The organism is Pseudomonas sp. PDM13, from assembly GCF_025685765.1.
In the GTDB taxonomy this organism is placed as follows: Bacteria; Pseudomonadota; Gammaproteobacteria; order Pseudomonadales; family Pseudomonadaceae; genus Metapseudomonas; species Metapseudomonas solani.
This window is the reverse complement of record NZ_JAOTQU010000042.1, coordinates 1-15826: the sequence shown is the minus strand read 5'-3', so window position 1 is coordinate 15826 and position 15826 is coordinate 1. Positions and strand designations below refer to the sequence as shown.

Genomic DNA, 15826 nt, shown 5'->3' with positions numbered 1-15826 from the left:
ATGCGGCCGGGGCGCTGGCTAAAGACGCCGCAGCTTGTGGCCGCGACGACGGATGACGAATTGTGGCGCGAAACGCGCGAGGCGGGAAGGCACGGGCGGCGCACGGAAGGCGCCGCCGGGCGGGCGGCTCAGTTGATCGGCGTGGCGGTGAGGTTGGCGCGGATATCGGCGTTCTGCAGCTTCACCCCGTACATGGAGGTGACGGCGCCGCCGGTGGGGTGCACGTGCTGGATGCGGTCGATGTTCACTTCCTTGAAGTGGATGCGGCCGTTGACCGCGAAGCCCAGCGGGTCGGGGGTAACGGCGGTGCAGGTGCTGCCGTTCTTGGTGCAGACCTTGGTCGGCGCGACGTCGAGGTTGAGGTCGGCGTTGAGGCCGTAGGTGTTGGCGTTGGGGTCCTTCGGGTTGCCGTCGGAGGTGTAGAAGTTATCCACAACCAGCTGGCTGCCGGTGCCGTTCACGCCGTTGACGCGGTCGGTCTCGATGATCACCTGGTTGCGCTTCTCGTCGGTGGCCACGCCATTGACCGTGCTGTCGATGGCGGTGTCGCGCACGTAGACGTTCTTCAGCTTGACCGAGACGCCCTCGTTGCCGCGGTCTTCCCAGCGGCCGCCGCTGGCGGAACAGGCACTGGAGGTGGAACCGCTGCCACCCACGCAGAGGGCACCGGCACCGCCGGAGCTGAGCGCCAGGGTGGAGCCCTGTTCGTAGCGCTTGAGCACCAGGCGACCGAGGCTGGTGCCGGTGGCGCGGTCGCCCCAGCGCAGGTCGGCGACATCGAGGTTGGACCAGTAGGTGCCCTTGCGCAGTTCGACGCCGTTGTTGCTGACGTCCACCGAGCCGTCGCGGAAGTGCATGTCGTAGCGGGTGCCGGAGAGCCACAGGCCCTTGCCGGTCTCGTCCACGGTGATGGCGGCGCGGGCGTCGGTGATGAAGAAGTCGGCGTTGTAGCTGATGCCCGAGCCGCTGCTGCCACCCGGTTGCAGGGTGAGCTGGCCATTGAGGGTGAAGTCGTAGGCGGGGAAAATTTCCATCAGCACCAGCAACTCGGTGCCGCCCTGCAACGGTGCGGTGGCGCTGCCCACGCGCAGGCCATCGAAGCTGTAGCTGCCCTTGACGTTGTTCAGGCCCAGGCGCAGGCCGTCGAAGTGCCCGTTGTAGCTGCCCTTGCTCATGTCGCTCTGGGTGCCGGCGTAGCACGAGGTGGAGGCTCCGGCCGCGCAGCTCTTGGTGATGTCCAGGGTGACCTGCCCGGTGCCGTTGGTGCGCAGCCCGCTGAACCACATGCTGTTGCCGTTATCGGTGAGCGAGACCGAGCTATTGGCCATGTTCCAGCTGACGTCGGCGGTGATGCCCTTGAGGCCCGAGTTGGGATCGCCGCCAGGGCGCAGCTTGAAGATGTTCTTCTTCGCGCCGTCGTCGACGAAGTTGAGGTCGATGCCCAGGCTGCCGAGCTTCTGGTTGGTGGGGTTGCCGATGATCAGGCCGCCCAGGGTGGCGTTGAGCTTGAGGTCGGCGAAGGCGACCTGGACGAAGCTGCCGTTGGCGTCCTGCATCAGGTCGAGGGTCAGGCCGGAGAGGCTGCGCAGGGTGCCGGAGAAATTCTCGGCACGCAGGATGCCTTCGTCCTGGTACTGGAACAGGCTGTTGACGATGTTCACGTCGGGCCGGATGCGCAGGCCCGAGCCACTGGCACCGCCGCTGGAGATGCTGACGCTGCCGCCCAGGCGCAGGTCCATGTTGAGCTTGCCGAAGCTCTTGCTGGCATTGGGGTCGCGCAGGTCTGGCGCGTCGGGTGTCACCGGCAATGCAGTGGGGTCGCCATGGGCCAGGTCCAGGCCGATGCCATTGATGGCGGCGACGAAGCGCGAGTTGCCCAGGTCGAGACGCACCGCCTGGCCATCCCCTCCGCTGACGATGTCGATGTAGGCGTTGTTCAGGTAGGCGTCGAGGCTCATGCCTTTGACGATCAGGTCGAAGCCGTTGTCGCGGTAATAGAAGGTGACATCGGAGAGCGAGAGGCGGCTGTCGTCCACCGAGATACCCGTGACGCCGCTGGCGCCGCCACCCTTGATCTTCAGCGTCGCACCCAGGGTGTAGAAGGCACGCATGGCGCCGAAGCTCTTGGTGCTGCCGCCCATTTCGATGTTGGTGACGCTGAGCGCCTGGGCGCTGCTGGCGTGCTCGATCTGCAGGCGCTGGTTGACCACATCCACCTTGGTGGTGGAGGTGATACTGGAGCCGCTGCGCGGCTGGTTGCTGACGCCACGCAGGTTGAGGCTCTGGCCGTCCTCGCTGTAGCTGATGTTGCTGGCCGACCAGCCGGCGCTGGTGGTTTCCAGGCTGATGCCGTCCTGCCCGGTGACGTCGGACAGCGCCATGTCATCCAGCGCCTGCATGGCCTGGACCAGGGGGCTGAGGAGTACCGCGAACAACGCAACTGCACGCATCGCCCTGCTCCTTGTTATTTGGGGAAGACCAGCACGCTGCCCTGCATGCGGATATTGCCGTCGATCTTCGCCGAGAAGATGTTGGTTTGCTGGTAGGTGGAGTCGCCGCCATTGGCCGTGGTGCCCACCTTGTTGCGCCAGCCGCCCTGGTTGGCCACGGCGAAGGCGAAGCTACCGTCCTTGAAGCGCACGTTGTTGGGCAGGCCCAGCTCGATCACGTCCTGGTTGAAGCTGGCGGCACTGTCGTTGATCAGCCGGGTGCGCAGGGTCAGGCCTTCGAAGCTGAACACGCCCTTGAGGTTGTCGAGCACGTACCAGCCGCCCGCTGCCTCGGTGCGGATGGCGATGCGCATGCCGCAGCTTTCCGGGGTGCTGGAGCCGGCCGTGGCGCAGCTGCGCTCGCCGATGGCCCATTGCGTGGCGTTGTTGGTGGCCGGGGTGCTCCAGAGCACGCCGCCGCCCTTGTTGATACTGAACTCGCCGGAAAGGTAGACCCCACCCTGCCCGCTGGTGGCGCTGAGGTCGGCATCCGCCATGGGCTTGAGCTCGGCCTGCGCGCAACCGGCGGCAAGCAGCAGGACCAGCGGGAGGAGTCTAGAGGTCATGGCTGGTCACCTTCAGGTAGTTGATGCTGAGGCCGCCGATCTCGTTGTAGCCGAAGTTGTAGCCGCCGGTGCTGAAGTTGCCGGTGCCCGCCTTGAGGTTGTTGATGATGATGCTGGTGCGCGGTGCGTTGGCGTAGAAGTCGTCCGCCAACGCCTGCTTCTGGGCGGCGGTGGTGCCCGAGGCCGTGGGGTTCTGCAGCTCCAGCACAAACTGGCCGTTGCTGCTGACGTCGAACAGCAACGGCTGGCTCTTGCCGTAACCCAGGGCGACGGTGGCGTAGGCGCCGCTCATGAAGAGGGTGCGGTCCCGTTGCTGCTCGGCGGTGGTGCAGTTGGTGCTGCCGGCCGCGCAGGACATCAGCTGGATGCCCTTGGCGAACAGGTTGATGCGCATCTCGCCGACCATCTGGCTCTTGGCCTTGTCGCCCCAGAGACGCAGGTAGGACCCGTCCATGGCCAGCTCGGAGATATCAAGGTTGAGTACGTCGGTGCGCCCGGCGGCGACCTGGAAGTCGAAGCGGATGCCCAGGTCGACCTTCTCCGTGGCGCGGCTGGAGCAGGTGTTGCCGCCGGTGGAGTAACCGCTGATGCAGGCCGAGCCCCCCGTGGTGAGGCGCTCGGGAAACATGAATTCCAGCACCGAGACGCCGTTGGGGGTGGTTTGCACCCACTGGCCGGCATCGTTGAGGGTGCGCAGGGTCTCGCCGCGGGCGAGGTTGAGGGCGAAGGGGTGGTCCAGCCGGCCAATGGTCACGGCATTGAGGTTGGCGCCGTTGTTGCTGCCGATGGCACCGAGGTAGAACTCCTTCACCGAGATGGGCACGTTCTGCCCGCTGCCGTTGTTGATGTCGTTGAGGGTGATGGTGGCGTTGCTGGCATCCAGCAGCACCTTGTCCAGCACGAAGCCGATGCCGGCGCCGTCGACGCTGGACAGCTCCTCGTCATCCAGCGCCCTGAGCTCGGCCTGGGCGACCGCAGCCGCCAGGGCCAGCAGGATCGCAATCGAGGTGCGGACCATGATCAGCACCCCTTGGTGGCGGAACCCAGGCAGGTGTCCTGCCGGGGAATACCGTTGAAGGCCTGGTTGAAGTCGATATTGATCGGGGAGACCAGGTTACCGTTGGCGTCCCGGTACTTGGGCATGTTCATGAAGGCGCCCTTGAGGGCGGTCATGAAGGCGTTGCTGTCCATGTCACGCCAGGCTACGTCCTGGGTCTGCAGGGAGATGAAGAAGCCCTTGGCCGCTCCCTCCATATTGGTCATGTTGCTTGTATTACCCACCGGCAGCGACTGGAACTGAGACAGATTGAAGCAAGTCTGGATACCGAGAATGCTGCAGTTATTCGAAGCAAAAGCCCCAAGCAACGCGTCAGTCCACCCCCCCGCGCAGCCAGATGTACAGTTGAGACCGTCACCGTTCTTGATCCCCGCCATCGTTCCTCGTACCGGATCGAGGCTCCCCCCCGAAGTCACCAGGTTGGCATCCGCCTCTACGACGCTGGACGTATAGACCCCCGCAAGAAACAGCGCACTTTGCTGTATGAAGTTCGACTTATCGTAGATTGCCTGCCCTGTCCCCTTGATATGCACGGGAATGTTCCCGGTCAGACTCTGGATATCCCCGGATAACACGCCCTTGGCCTCGCCGAAACCGATGCGCACACCCACCACCTTGTTGCCGGAGTAGGCCAGTTCGAGGAAGGGATTGGAGATGCGGAACGGGTTGATCGAGTTGTCGGCATTGACGGTACCGAGAGCGAAGTTGTTGATCAGGATGTCCGACGAGCCGGCGATCTCGCCCGGCCGGGTCACGCTGTCGTTGTACTGCCCGAGCTGCAGTTTCTTCATGTTCAGCTGGGTATCGAGATCGACGCCCAGGTTGATGCGGGTGTAGTTGATCCCGGCATTGGCGTCGGTGGTCAGGTTGATGAAGGCCTGGCCGGTGACGTTGGAAAGCTCCGCGTCATCGAGCGCCTCCATGCGAGCCTGGGCCGAGGCGGCCAGCAGACTGGTAGCGAGCACGAGGAAAAGGCGTTTGGCGGGACTGCGGGTCAGGCGCATGGCGAGTTCCCTCTACTTCTTATAGTTATGGCCGAGCGCTGGCGGCTCGATTACGTGATGCCACTATAGGGAAGCGCCCGCCATAAGGGCCCGACCCATAGGCGGGAAAAAGGTGGGATTTTTGAAGTTCGCCCTCGGCTCGCCGCTGCAGTTGTTACCCAAATCCACACCTCGTACGCCACCCCTAGCTTCAGGTTGGTCGACACGCCGAGCAGGCGCGGCCTCCTGCCCGCCAGCCTTTGGATAGCTGGGCGCGAAGCGGGGCAACTGGTCCACTGCCGGCTCCATAAACAAGGAGTCGTTGCAATGTTGAAATTCCGGATTCTCCCCATGGCCCTGGTTGCTTTCGGCCTACCCTTTATGGCTGCTGCCGATAACCAGACTGCGCTTGAGCAGCAGCTCAGCTACATGAAAGGCGAATTGACTCCAACCCTCCAGACGAAAACCAAGGCCAGACTATTTGGTCATCGGGAAAATACCCTTACAACATCGCTTAGCGGCACGCTGCTGGTCGGGAAAGCCATCACCTATGACACCGACAATCACACGCCCTACAACGAAGAGCCTACAGATACCACCACCTTCAACATGGTGGTGGCAGGCTACATGCCAGACCCCGCGATAGGCTCAGTTAGCTCAAATCTGAGCGGAGTCAGCACGCTGGCCTTTGCACGCGTGGTCAAGCTGTTCAACACGCCTCCGGTGCCCGAAGCAGACCTGATTTGTAATTTATTCATGACATCCAGCGAGGACGTTCAAGGCGTGAACATCGCTGGCACTTACCTTCCTCTTACCAAAGTCGGCTCATCAGTGAAAAACGGTACAACCCATTACAACTACCAAGCAGTTGCTTTGAATAGCAATGCACCCAATTACCCACAGTACTTTGTCGATGAGCACGCCTTCTGCACCACCTTCGAATCCTTCAACAACACCTATTCCAATGGTTCCACCGTGGCAGTGACCTTAATCCCCTAAGCGGTCAAGGCTCCCCCCTCACAGGTGCGCATGAGTCCACCTCGTGCGCACCTGCCTCCAGAACTTCCTTCATCCGTCCGACAAGTGACCATCCTCGTCAGATTGCGACCGCTCTAGAATGTCGAATGTGAGCTGGAGCACGCTCCAGCCCCATTCCAAGCCCTTGAATTGCCTGGCATGTTTTCTGCCTTGTTACAGATCAGATGCCGTATTGACCGAGTCCATGAACGCCAACTCCAAAGCCGATTCCGATTCACACTGGGACGAATTGCAGAACCAGAGCGACCTCGCCTGGGACCTGGATGCCATTACCGACCGCCAGCAGGCGATCGATTTCCTGCTGCGCTTCGAAAACCGCCTGTGCGTCTATTCCGGCTATGTCGAGAAGCTCTACAGCAACTACAGCTTCGTGGTGCCGGAGGAGGAGCACGGCAGCATCACCATCCTCCCCGACGAGCAGGCCTGGCACGACACCTTCAATGAAATCCCGCCCGAGGCGGTGGAGCCCACCGGCATCCACATCCTGCCCGGCGAGACCATGGGCTATTCCGGCCTGTACCTGAAGATCCCCGGTGAGCACCGCCTGGCGGCGTCCCGCGAGCTGCCGTTCCAGGAAGGCTTGAAGCTGCTGATCCAGCGCTACCAGGCGAAAAACGACCACTTCCTGCCGGTGCTGGTGAAGGGCGACCTGCGCGAATACGAGGCACGCATGCCCTCGCTGCACCTGCACCGCATCAATACCGAGCGCCTGGGCCATACCTCGCAGCTCAACGTCAACGCCATCAAGGCCGCCATTGCCGATCACCTGATCGGGCTGTTCCGCCAGAGCTGAGCCTGCCGCGGCGGCGCAGGCCCTGGCGTTGCCTGGCCACTTTCCACGCTCGCCATCCCTCCCGTCCGCCGACGTGCGAACCAGCCGTCCTTTGATCAGCTCGGGCTGAGTCGAGCCGGCGGTCATGCAGTACAATCGCGTCTTTTTCCTTAGGCAGGGACCGTCTCCCCCGATGATCGAACCCAAACGCGTTTTGCGCGCCCTCGCCGAACACTGGGCGCTGCTGGAGCCGCTGTGCGAGCGCTTCGATGCCGGCACCTTGAGCCTGGCCGAGCTGCGCCTGCAGCTCGGGGCCCAGTTGCCCCAGGGCACGCCCACGGACGTTACCGCACTGCTCGACCAGTGGATCCGCCTGGACATCCTGGTGCCGGTGGCCAAGAGCCCCAACCGCTTCGAGCTGAACGCCCAGATCCACGACTTCCTCGCCTACCTGCGCCGTGAGCACCGCCTCGGCCTGTGCCTGGAGATCGAAGCCTATCTGCGCCACCTGGAGCGCCTGGCCGGCTACATCCAGGAAGCCTTCGAGATCCGCGACGGCAACGACCTGGCGCGCCAGCTGCGCCTGCTCGACATGCGCGTGCGCGATGTATTGAAGAAGCTCGACAACGATGAACAGGCCCTGGTGGCCGTGGCCGAACGGGCCAAGACCAGCGACCGGCAGATTCCCCTGCGCCAGCGCTATGCCGAGGTCCTGGCGACCTGGGACGAATACGTCGAGCCGATGATCCAGCTGGTGGCCGCCGATGGCGCCTTCGAGCAGGGCGTGCGCCGCGTCGAGCAGGTGCTGCTCAAGCTGCTCGGCGAGCAGCAGCGCCTTGGCCAACTGGTGGACGACGACCTGCTGCTGCGCACCCACGCGCGCATCCTGGAAATGCAGACCACCGCCCAACTGACCCTGCGCAAGGCCCGCGAACTGCTGCTGCCGCTGCGCGAGGAAGCGCGCCGGCACAACGCCGTGACCCGTGGTGCCGCCCTGGCGCTGTCGGTGATCCGCAAGAAGGGCCTGGATGCCGTGCCCCAGGCGGCACTGCCGCTGTTCACCCGGCCACAGAGCACCTTCCTCGGCAGCGCCTCGCAGGTGGAGGCCTACGTCTATGCCCTGGCGCGCTTCGAGCCGAAGCCGGCGCACTTCCCCAAGGCCTCCGGCGGCCGTCGTGGCGAAGCGCCGCGTGCACCGCGTACCGCCCGGGAAATGATCGACCGTTGCGAGCAGGCCCTGCCGCTGCCGGACCTCATGGCCTGGCTGCTGGAGCAGGAGCCGGAAGGCGCCACCGACGAGCTGCTTTACTGGTTCTCCCGCCTTTCCCGCGAAAGCCGCTTCCAGCGCGACCGCCTGGAACGCCGCGACTACCTCACCGCGGAGCATCAGGTCAGCCTGAGCTCCTTCGCCCTCATCAAGAGCGAAAAACATGCATCTTAATCTCACCGAAATGACCCAGCTCTCGGCCATCTTCCGCGAGCTGTTCAAGGGCTATCACCTCTCGCGCAGCGAGCCGGAATGCTACGCCCAGCTGTCCACCATGCAGGACCAGTACCGCGCCCTGTTCAAGGCCCTCGGCTTCGAGCTGGTGTGCGATCCGCGTGGCTTCTATTACTTCGTGCCCGAGCAGATGGGCGCCCAGGTGAACAAGACCGCCCAACGCCTGGCGCTGTTCACCTTCATCCTGGTGGAACACCTGGCCGACCAGGGCCGCGACCCGCTTTCCGTGCTCGACGGCGGCAGCATCGGCCGTGACGAGCTGCCGGCACTGCTGGAGAAGTACCGCGACCTGTTCCTGCAGGCCGAGGTGACCACCCACGAGGAGCTGGAAGAGAAGGTCATCCGCCGCCTCACCCAACTGGGCTTCGCCGAGGACAGCAACGGCATCTACCGCTTCCTGCCGCCCATGCACCGCTTCCTCGACGTATGCCTGGCCGTGCAGCACGACCGCGACCTGGCCGCCAACCTGCACAGCAGCGACCTGGCCCTGCAGGCCCCGGTGCTGATGGACGACGAGGGCGAAGAGCCGATCGTCTCGCTGGAGGTCGATGAGCCGGCCGCCGTTGAATCCGATGAAGATGCCCTGGCCCGCGCCATGGCCGAAGAGCGCGCTGCGCAGGAGATGGACGCATGAGCCAGGAACGCTATGGCATCCGCCGCTTCGCCCTGCTGAACACTGCCGGGTACAGCCTCGGCCTGTTCCCGCTGGAAACCCCGCTGTCGGTCTACGGCGCCAACAACCTGGGTAAATCCGCGTCGATCAACGCGCTGCAGTTCCCCATCCTGGCGCGCATGTCGGACATGAGCTTCGGCAAGTACAGCCTGGAGCAATCGCGCAAGTTCTACTTCGCCACCGACACCAGCTACATCTTGGTCGAAGTTTCGCTGCCCCACGGCCCCCACGTGATCGGTGTTGCCGGTCGCGGCCCGGGCGGCGGTTTCGGTCACCAGTTCTTCGCCTACCAGGGCAGCCTGGACCTGGATCACTACCAGAAGAACGGCACCTGCCTGCGTCAGCGCGAGCTGTTCAACAACCTCGAGCGCGAGGGCATCAAGGCCTACGAGCTGAAGCCGGACGAACTGCGCCGCCTGCTGGTGGGCGGTCACACGTCCATTCCGCTGGACCTGACGCTGATCCCGCTGCGCTCCACCAGCGAGCAGAGCCTGAAGACCTTCCGTTCGCTGTTCATCAACCTGCTGCACATGCGCGAGATCACCGCGGCCAAGCTCAAGCAGCTGTTCCTCGATGCCTTCGAGCACAGCCTGCGTTCGGGCAGCGTCGACTACATCGCCGCCACCGAGGAAGCCTTCCGCGACGTGCGCCGCATGGAGCAGGACTACCAGGCCCTGGTGGCCGCCGGCCCGCTGGTGGAGGCGCTGTCCAACGGCGTGACCCAGCGCGAGACCCTGCGCGGCAAGCTGCACCGCCTTTCGCCCCTGCTGGATAACCTGCTGGGCACCTGGCACGACTACTCCGGCGCTCGCCGCGAGGAACTGGTGATCCAGGCCGAGCACTACCGCAACGAGCAGGACGGCCTGCAGCACGAGCAACGCGGCGGCACCCAGGAGCTGATGCGTCTGGAGCGGGAGATCAGCGAGATCCAGCGCTGGCTGGGCGAGCTGGCGGTGCTGAAGAACCGCTTCGCCCTGGTCAACGACATCAAGGTGCTGGAGCAGCAATTGCTGGCCGCCAAGGACGCGCACGACGAACTGGCCGGCGCCCTGGCGCAATCCCGCCAGTTCTCCTCGGAGGATCTGGAAGAGCGTCTGCGCGACCTGGAAAAACGCCTGAAGTCGGTGAAGCAGCAGCTCGATCACGCCGACAACAACAGCTATTCGCGCCTGCGCGAAGAGTTCTCCCAGGCCGACGTCGACCGCCTGATGCGTCTGTTCAACGGCCAGCTGTTCAGCCTGCCCCTGGGTGAGAAAGGCATCCAGCTGGATGAAGAAGACGCCTGGGTGAAGTCCCTGGAAGCCATTCTCGACCGCTTCAAGGGCGAGCACTTCCAGGTCCCAGGCCTGGATATCGACCTGTCCAGCATCGAACCGCCAGCCCTGCAGGCCCTGGCCGACCGCGCTGCCCTGCGCGACCAGAAGGACCGCCTGGAGCGCGAGCTGAAACAGCTCAAGACCCAGCAGTCGGTCGCCTCCGACCGTGCCGCGAGCAAGGCCCAGGCCGAGCAGCTGTACCAGGCCGTACTGGATGCCCAGAAGGCCCTGGAAGACTTCCGCAGGGCGCAGACGCTGTCTGCCGAGGAGAACGGCAAGATGGAGCTGCTGGCCCAGCGCGAAGCCGCGCAGGATGACCTCAAGCGCTCCAGCGATGCCTTCACCGAACGCGTCCAGCAGCTCTCCGCCAAGCTGCAGCTGGTGGGCCGTCAGCTGGCCGACCTGGAAGCCAAGGAGCGCACCCTGGAAGACGCGCTGCGCCGTCGCCAGCTGCTGCCGGCCGACCTGCCCTTCGGCACTCCCTTCACCGACCCGGTGGACGACAGCATCGACAACCTGCTGCCGCTGCTCAACGACTACCAGGACACCTGGCAGGCGCTGCAGCGCATCGATGGCCAGATCGAGGCGCTCTACGCCCAGGTACGCCTGAAGGGCGTGGCCAAGTTCGACAGCGAGGACGACACCGAGCGTCGCCTGCAACTGCTGATCAACGCCTACGCCCACCGCCAGGACGAGGCCCTGACCCTGGCCAAGGCGCGCCGTGCGGCGGTCACCGACATCGCCCGGACCCTGCGCAACATCCGCAGCGACTACGACAACCTTGAACACCAGCTGGCGCTGTTCAACCGCGAGATCAACAAGCGTCAGGTGTCGAACCTGCAGAGCTTCCGCATCGTGCTGGCGCCGAACAAGGACGCGCTGCGCCATATCGACCAGATCATCCACAGCGCCGGCCAGTACGAGGAAGGCGAAACCCTGTCGGTGTTCGACCTGTCGCAATCCTCCGAGCAGGACGCGAAGAACGAGGAAGCCAAGGAGTACCTGGCACGCCTGGTGGCCGCCAACGGCAACCAGCTGGGCCTGAAGGACCTGTTCGAGCTGGCGTTCGAGATCACCAAGGTGCATGGCCAGCCGATCATTCACACGGACATCGATGGCGCCGCGTCCAACGGCACCACCATGACCATCAAGGCGCTGACCAACATGTACCTGCTGCTGCACCTGATGGACCGCGAGCAGGCCGGCCGCATCCGCCTCCCCTACTACCTGGACGAGGCGGCGGACATCGACGAGCGCAACCAGCAGGCGCTGATCGAGACCAGCGCCCAGCTGGGCTTCACGCCCATCCTGGCGTCGGTGAAGCCGCAGGTTTCGGCCGACGTGGCCATCGACCTGGAAGGGGGCAGCGGCCCCAACGGCATCTACATCGACGAGGCGGACTGGAAGTTCATCAAGCGTCGCGAGCAGGCCAGCCAGCAAACCCCGGCTGCCAGCGAGGAAGCCGAGCCGGCGTGAGTTGAAGCCGCAGTAACGAAAAAGGGCCGCAGATGCGGCCCTTTTTCATGCTGGGTGGATCACTTCTCGATGGATATCTTCGGTGCCCACTTCAGCCATTCTTCGTTGAGTTCGTCATGCAGGGCGAAGGTCTGCCCGGGGATCGCCGGCGCGCCCATCTGGGCGTTGTCCGGCGTGGCGAAGGCGATGCCCCCCTCGATCAGCGCTTCCAGGGATTCGGTGCGCACCTTCACGCCCTTGAACAGGCCCGCATCGATGCCCACGCCACTGGCGTTCCAGAAGCGCGTGCCGCTGCGTACCAGGGAGGCATAACGCGGCTCGATGAGCACGTGGATGAGTACGCGATCAGCGGTCTTGCCCAGCTCGAAACGCACTACCTTGCCCACCGGGACCTCGCGGTAGCTGACTACGACACCGGGCTTGATGGAGCCACGGCGTGCGGTGCTGAGGACGATGCGCAGACCTTCTTCGCGGGCGATGGCCGACGGCGGTTCGCTGAGTACAGTGAACTTGGTCTGCATCGGGCCCTTGGCCGAGGCGGGCTGCACTTCCAGGTACTGACCGCTGACCAGGGTGTCGAGGTTGGCGGTACGTACCAGGCCGAGTTCGGGCTTGACCACCCAGAACTGGGTGCCGGTGCGGGCGATGCGATCGGCGGCCTCGGTGATGCGTGCGGTGACCACGACGCCGCCCAGGTCATCAGCCAGGGTGATGCGCTCGACGCTGCCGACATCCAGGCCCTTGAAGCGCACGGGCGTGCCTTCGCGCAGGCCATCGGCCTGGGTCATGCGGACCTCGACCACCGTGCCTTTGCCGAGGGCGAGGTTCTCGTTGTCATAGAGGGTGAAGCGGCGTGGCTTGGTGACCGGCGTGGCCTTGGAATCCGGCGTGCTGAAGGAGATACCGCCGGCCAGGAGGGTCTGCAGCGACTCACTCTTCACTTCGACACCGGACAGCCCACCCTTGATGCTGACGCCGCTGACGTTCCAGAAGCGGGTGGATTCGTTCACCAGCTTGGCGAACTCCGGCTCGATGTGGATGCCGACCACGACGCGTTGCTGGTCACGGGAGAGCTGGTAGCTCTGCACGCTGCCGACACGCATCTGCTTGTAGAGGATGGGGCTGCCGACATCGAGGGAGCCGAGCTTGTCGCTGGTGAGCACCAGGTGCAGGCCGGGCGCGTCGGTGTTCAGCGGCGGGGCCTTGGGCCGGGCAGTGAACTCGCGGGTGGGGGTGCCGCTCTTGGCGAAGCGCACGGCGATGTAGTTGCCCTTGACCAGGGCCTCGATACCGCTGATGCCGGCGAGGGAGATGGAGGGCTTGACCGTCCAGAACTCGGTGCCTTCGACCAGGAACTCCTCGGTACGTGGCTCCATGGTCAGCTCGGCGGTGGCACCTGCGAAGTTCTTGTCCATGTCGAGCTTCTTCAGGGTGCCGACCTGGACGCCGTTGTACATGACCGGGGTGTTGCCGGGGTTGAGCCCGCTGACGTCTTCCATGCGCAGCATGACCTTGAGGCCGGCTTCGGCGGCTTCGAAGCCATCGTAGAGACGGAAGGGGATGGTGGAATCCGTGGGCGGGCTGTCCTGGCGGTTCTCGGGCGTGGCGAAGGCGATGCCGCCGGCGGCCATGCTGAGCAGCGACTCGGTGCGGATCTTCACTCCGGACAGGCCAGCGGTGACGTTGAGGCCGCTGGCGTTCCAGAAACGCGTGTGTTTGCGCACGAGCTGGGCGTAGGGCTGCTCGATGTGCACCTTGATCTCGACGGTGCGCTGGTCTTCGGCCAGTTCGTAGCTCTTCACCTGGCCGACCTGGATCTGCCGGTAGTAGACGGGGCTGCCCTGCTCCAGGGAGCCGAGGCGCTCGGCCTTGAGGGTGAGGTGCAGGCCGGGCAGGTTGTCGGAGAGCGGCGGCGGCTCGGACAGCGCGTGATACTTGCGCTCGGGCTCGCCCTTCACCGGGTCGATGGCGATGTAGATACCGGAGACCAGGGTTTCCAGGCCGGTGACACCGGCGAGGGACACGCGCGGGCGTACCAGCCAGAAGCGGGTTTCCTTGCTCAGGTAGGGCTCGGCTTCCTTGAGCACTTCGACCGTGGCGACGACGCCATTGATGTCTTCGCTGACGTGCAGGTCGGTGACCTTGCCGACCTGGATGCCCTTGTACATGAGTTGGGTCTTGCCGACCTGGATGCCTTCGCCGTTCTCGAAGTAGATCTTGATGTCGATACCGGCATCGTTCATCGACTTCCAGCCCAGCCAGAGGCCAATGCCGAGGGCGATCAGGGGCAGGACCCAGATGGCCGACCAGTTGGTGGTTTTCTTCGTTTTGGGCTTTGGCAGGTCAGCCATTCTCGTCGTCCATATCGGTGTTGTCCCAGATCAGTCGGGGATCGAAGGTTACTGCTGCGGTCATGGTCAGGACCACGACGCTGGCAAAGGCGGCCGCACCGGGATTGGCTTCGATGCTGGCCAGGTTGCCGAAGTTCACCAGCGCCACGAGGATGGCGATGACGAATATATCCAGCATGGACCAGCGACCGATCCATTCGATGAAGCGGTACATCAGGATGCGTTGCCTGGCCGACATGGGCTGGTGCCTTTGCACGGAGTAGAGCAGCAAGGCGATGCCGACGAGCTTGAAGGTGGGCACCAGGATACTGGCGGTGAAGACCACCAGGGCGATGGGCAGCATGTCGGCGTGGATCAGCTCGATCACGCCTTCCATGATGGTGGAGGGCGAGCCGTTGCCGAAGAAATTCACCGTCATGATCGGCAGCACGTTGGCCGGGATGTAGAGGATGGTGGCGGTGAGCAGCAGCGCCCAGGTGCGGATCAGGCTGTTGGGCCGGCGCTCATGGAGGCGCGAACCGCAGCGGGTGCAGGTGGGGGCGTCGTCGTCCTGATCCGGGCGGTTCAGTTGGTGGCAGTCGCCACACACGAGGATGCCGGCATCAAGCGCTCTCATTGGCGTGACCTCCGGCGTCGAGGGAGTCCCAGACCTGGTGCGGGGACATGGTGACTTCCAGCCACACCTGCGACAGCAGCAGGCCGATGAAGCAGACGAGGCCGACGCCCAGGTGCAGGTCGGCCATGTCGATGAGTTTGACGATGCTGACCAGGATGCCCATCAGGTAGACCTCGAGCATCCCCCACTCACGCATGTGGTGATAAAGGCGATAGAGCTGCAGGCCAAGCCCCTGCATGACCTGCCAGCGGATGCACAGCAGCACCGCGAGCTGGCAGAGCAGTTTGAGCAGCGGGATAACCATGCTGCAGAGGAAGACCAGGACGGCTACGCCATCCATACCGCTGTGGTAGAGGCCGAGCACTCCGCTCCAGATGGTGTCCTGGGTCGTCTGGCCGAGCAGGTTGAGCTTCATGATCGGCAAGAAGTTCGCCGGGATATAGAGCATGAGAGCAGTCAGCACCAAGGCCAGGGCGCGGCGCTCCATATGGGCACGGTGAACGATGAGTTCATAGCCACAGCGCGGGCAGCAGGCCTTGTGTTCTTCTTCGACATGCTGACGATGCATCAGCAAGTCGCACTCCGGGCAGGCGACCAACTCCTCAAGGGGGCGTTCGGACAACGGGCGGAGATCGGCCGAGTCAGGCATACGGGGGGCTCATATGAATTCGCGCCTATTCTAGACGAGCGCAGCGGCAATGGGTCTGCCTGACTGTGACCCGATTTGCCATTAACAGGTTCGAAACGGACTGGAAGTGGTGATCCACTGGCATATCACCCTGACGTAGCCCGGACTTCAGTCCGGGGGCTTTTCGGGTCAGCGGAGATAGTGCGATGGGCTGCAGCAAGATTCATAGGCATGGCAGCCCTTCGGTCTGCTTGGCGACTGAAGTCGCCCCTACAAGTCGCCCTTACTGCCACGACCACAAGTCACTCGCCAACTTTTCCACAGCACAAAGTCAAACCCCCGACCTTCTTACGAAGATCG

The 15826-nt window shown here is 64.0% G+C and carries 11 protein-coding genes and 1 pseudogene; 5 read left to right on the top strand and 7 right to left on the bottom strand.

All coding sequences use genetic code 11. The annotated features are described in order from the left end of the window. Positions 1 to 128: 128 nt before the first annotated feature. The 4 genes and pseudogenes from OEJ36_RS29215 to OEJ36_RS30760 form a co-directional block, all read right to left on the bottom strand. Entirely contained in the window at positions 129 to 2450 is a 2322-nt protein-coding gene (locus OEJ36_RS29215) for a DUF6160 family protein (RefSeq protein ID WP_263404479.1), read from the bottom strand. Between the two features lie 14 nt (positions 2451 to 2464). Beyond that, positions 2465 to 3055: a DUF6160 family protein gene (locus tag OEJ36_RS29210; protein WP_263404478.1), complete on the bottom strand. Its 591-nt coding sequence runs from the start codon at positions 3053 to 3055 to the stop codon at positions 2465 to 2467. Next, complete coding sequence (locus tag OEJ36_RS29205) at positions 3045 to 4073, bottom strand: hypothetical protein (RefSeq protein ID WP_263404477.1); 1029 nt, start codon at positions 4071 to 4073, stop codon at positions 3045 to 3047. The genes OEJ36_RS29210 and OEJ36_RS29205 overlap by 11 nt, the downstream gene beginning before the upstream one ends. 815 nt (positions 4074 to 4888) lie before the next feature. Beyond that, positions 4889 to 5116: pseudogene (locus OEJ36_RS30760) on the bottom strand (DUF6160 family protein); the annotation flags it as partial. A 306-nt stretch (positions 5117 to 5422) separates the two neighbouring features. Between OEJ36_RS30760 and OEJ36_RS29195 the strand changes: the two are divergent. The 5 genes from OEJ36_RS29195 to mksF all read left to right on the top strand — a co-directional run bounded on the left by OEJ36_RS29195 (position 5423) and on the right by mksF (position 11871). After that, positions 5423 to 6094 (top strand): hypothetical protein, encoded by a 672-nt coding sequence (locus OEJ36_RS29195; RefSeq protein WP_263404475.1) that lies wholly within the window; start codon positions 5423 to 5425, stop codon positions 6092 to 6094. A gap of 223 nt (positions 6095 to 6317) precedes the next feature. Next, a complete protein-coding gene (locus OEJ36_RS29190) occupies positions 6318 to 6926 on the top strand; it encodes a hypothetical protein (protein ID WP_021220394.1) in 609 nt (202 codons plus the stop codon). Positions 6927 to 7098: 172 nt separating this feature from the next. Next, positions 7099 to 8346 carry an Mks condensin complex protein MksB gene (mksB, locus tag OEJ36_RS29185; protein ID WP_184487340.1) on the top strand — a complete coding sequence of 416 codons (1248 nt, stop codon included), beginning with the start codon at positions 7099 to 7101 and terminating at the stop codon, positions 8344 to 8346. Then, on the top strand, positions 8336 to 9040 hold the full coding sequence (gene mksE / locus OEJ36_RS29180) for an Mks condensin complex protein MksE (RefSeq protein ID WP_263404474.1): 705 nt from the start codon (positions 8336 to 8338) through the stop codon (positions 9038 to 9040). Before mksB ends, mksE begins: the two co-directional genes overlap by 11 nt. Continuing rightward, positions 9037 to 11871, top strand: coding sequence for an Mks condensin complex protein MksF (gene mksF / locus OEJ36_RS29175; protein WP_263404473.1), 2835 nt, complete (start codon positions 9037 to 9039; stop codon positions 11869 to 11871). The genes mksE and mksF overlap by 4 nt, the downstream gene beginning before the upstream one ends. A 59-nt stretch (positions 11872 to 11930) precedes the next feature. Here the strand turns inward: mksF and OEJ36_RS29170 are convergent, their stop codons facing one another. Genes OEJ36_RS29170 through OEJ36_RS29160 form a run of 3 tightly spaced genes read right to left on the bottom strand, consistent with a single transcriptional unit; the run spans position 11931 to position 15487 of the window. Then, entirely contained in the window at positions 11931 to 14222 is a 2292-nt protein-coding gene (locus tag OEJ36_RS29170; RefSeq protein ID WP_263404472.1) for a PqiB family protein, read from the bottom strand. Continuing rightward, positions 14215 to 14838, bottom strand: coding sequence for a paraquat-inducible protein A (locus tag OEJ36_RS29165; protein ID WP_184487336.1), 624 nt, complete (start codon positions 14836 to 14838; stop codon positions 14215 to 14217). Before OEJ36_RS29165 ends, OEJ36_RS29170 begins: the two co-directional genes overlap by 8 nt. Continuing rightward, positions 14825 to 15487: a paraquat-inducible protein A gene (locus tag OEJ36_RS29160; protein ID WP_263404471.1), complete on the bottom strand. Its 663-nt coding sequence runs from the start codon at positions 15485 to 15487 to the stop codon at positions 14825 to 14827. The genes OEJ36_RS29165 and OEJ36_RS29160 overlap by 14 nt, the downstream gene beginning before the upstream one ends. Positions 15488 to 15826 lie beyond the last annotated feature (339 nt).

Excerpts from the sequence above, each read along its gene's own strand:
- OEJ36_RS29215 (WP_263404479.1), bottom strand. The coding sequence starts at position 2,450 with ATGCGTGCAGTTGCGTTGTTCGCGGTACTCCTCAGCCCCCTGGTCCAG.
- OEJ36_RS29210 (WP_263404478.1), bottom strand. The coding sequence starts at position 3,055 with ATGACCTCTAGACTCCTCCCGCTGGTCCTGCTGCTTGCCGCCGGTTGC.
- OEJ36_RS29205 (WP_263404477.1), bottom strand. The coding sequence starts at position 4,073 with ATGGTCCGCACCTCGATTGCGATCCTGCTGGCCCTGGCGGCTGCGGTC.
- OEJ36_RS29195 (WP_263404475.1), top strand. The coding sequence starts at position 5,423 with ATGTTGAAATTCCGGATTCTCCCCATGGCCCTGGTTGCTTTCGGCCTA.
- OEJ36_RS29190 (WP_021220394.1), top strand. The coding sequence starts at position 6,318 with ATGAACGCCAACTCCAAAGCCGATTCCGATTCACACTGGGACGAATTG.
- mksB (WP_184487340.1), top strand. The coding sequence starts at position 7,099 with ATGATCGAACCCAAACGCGTTTTGCGCGCCCTCGCCGAACACTGGGCG.
- mksE (WP_263404474.1), top strand. The coding sequence starts at position 8,336 with ATGCATCTTAATCTCACCGAAATGACCCAGCTCTCGGCCATCTTCCGC.
- mksF (WP_263404473.1), top strand. The coding sequence starts at position 9,037 with ATGAGCCAGGAACGCTATGGCATCCGCCGCTTCGCCCTGCTGAACACT.
- OEJ36_RS29170 (WP_263404472.1), bottom strand. The coding sequence starts at position 14,222 with ATGGCTGACCTGCCAAAGCCCAAAACGAAGAAAACCACCAACTGGTCG.
- OEJ36_RS29165 (WP_184487336.1), bottom strand. The coding sequence starts at position 14,838 with ATGAGAGCGCTTGATGCCGGCATCCTCGTGTGTGGCGACTGCCACCAA.
- OEJ36_RS29160 (WP_263404471.1), bottom strand. The coding sequence starts at position 15,487 with ATGCCTGACTCGGCCGATCTCCGCCCGTTGTCCGAACGCCCCCTTGAG.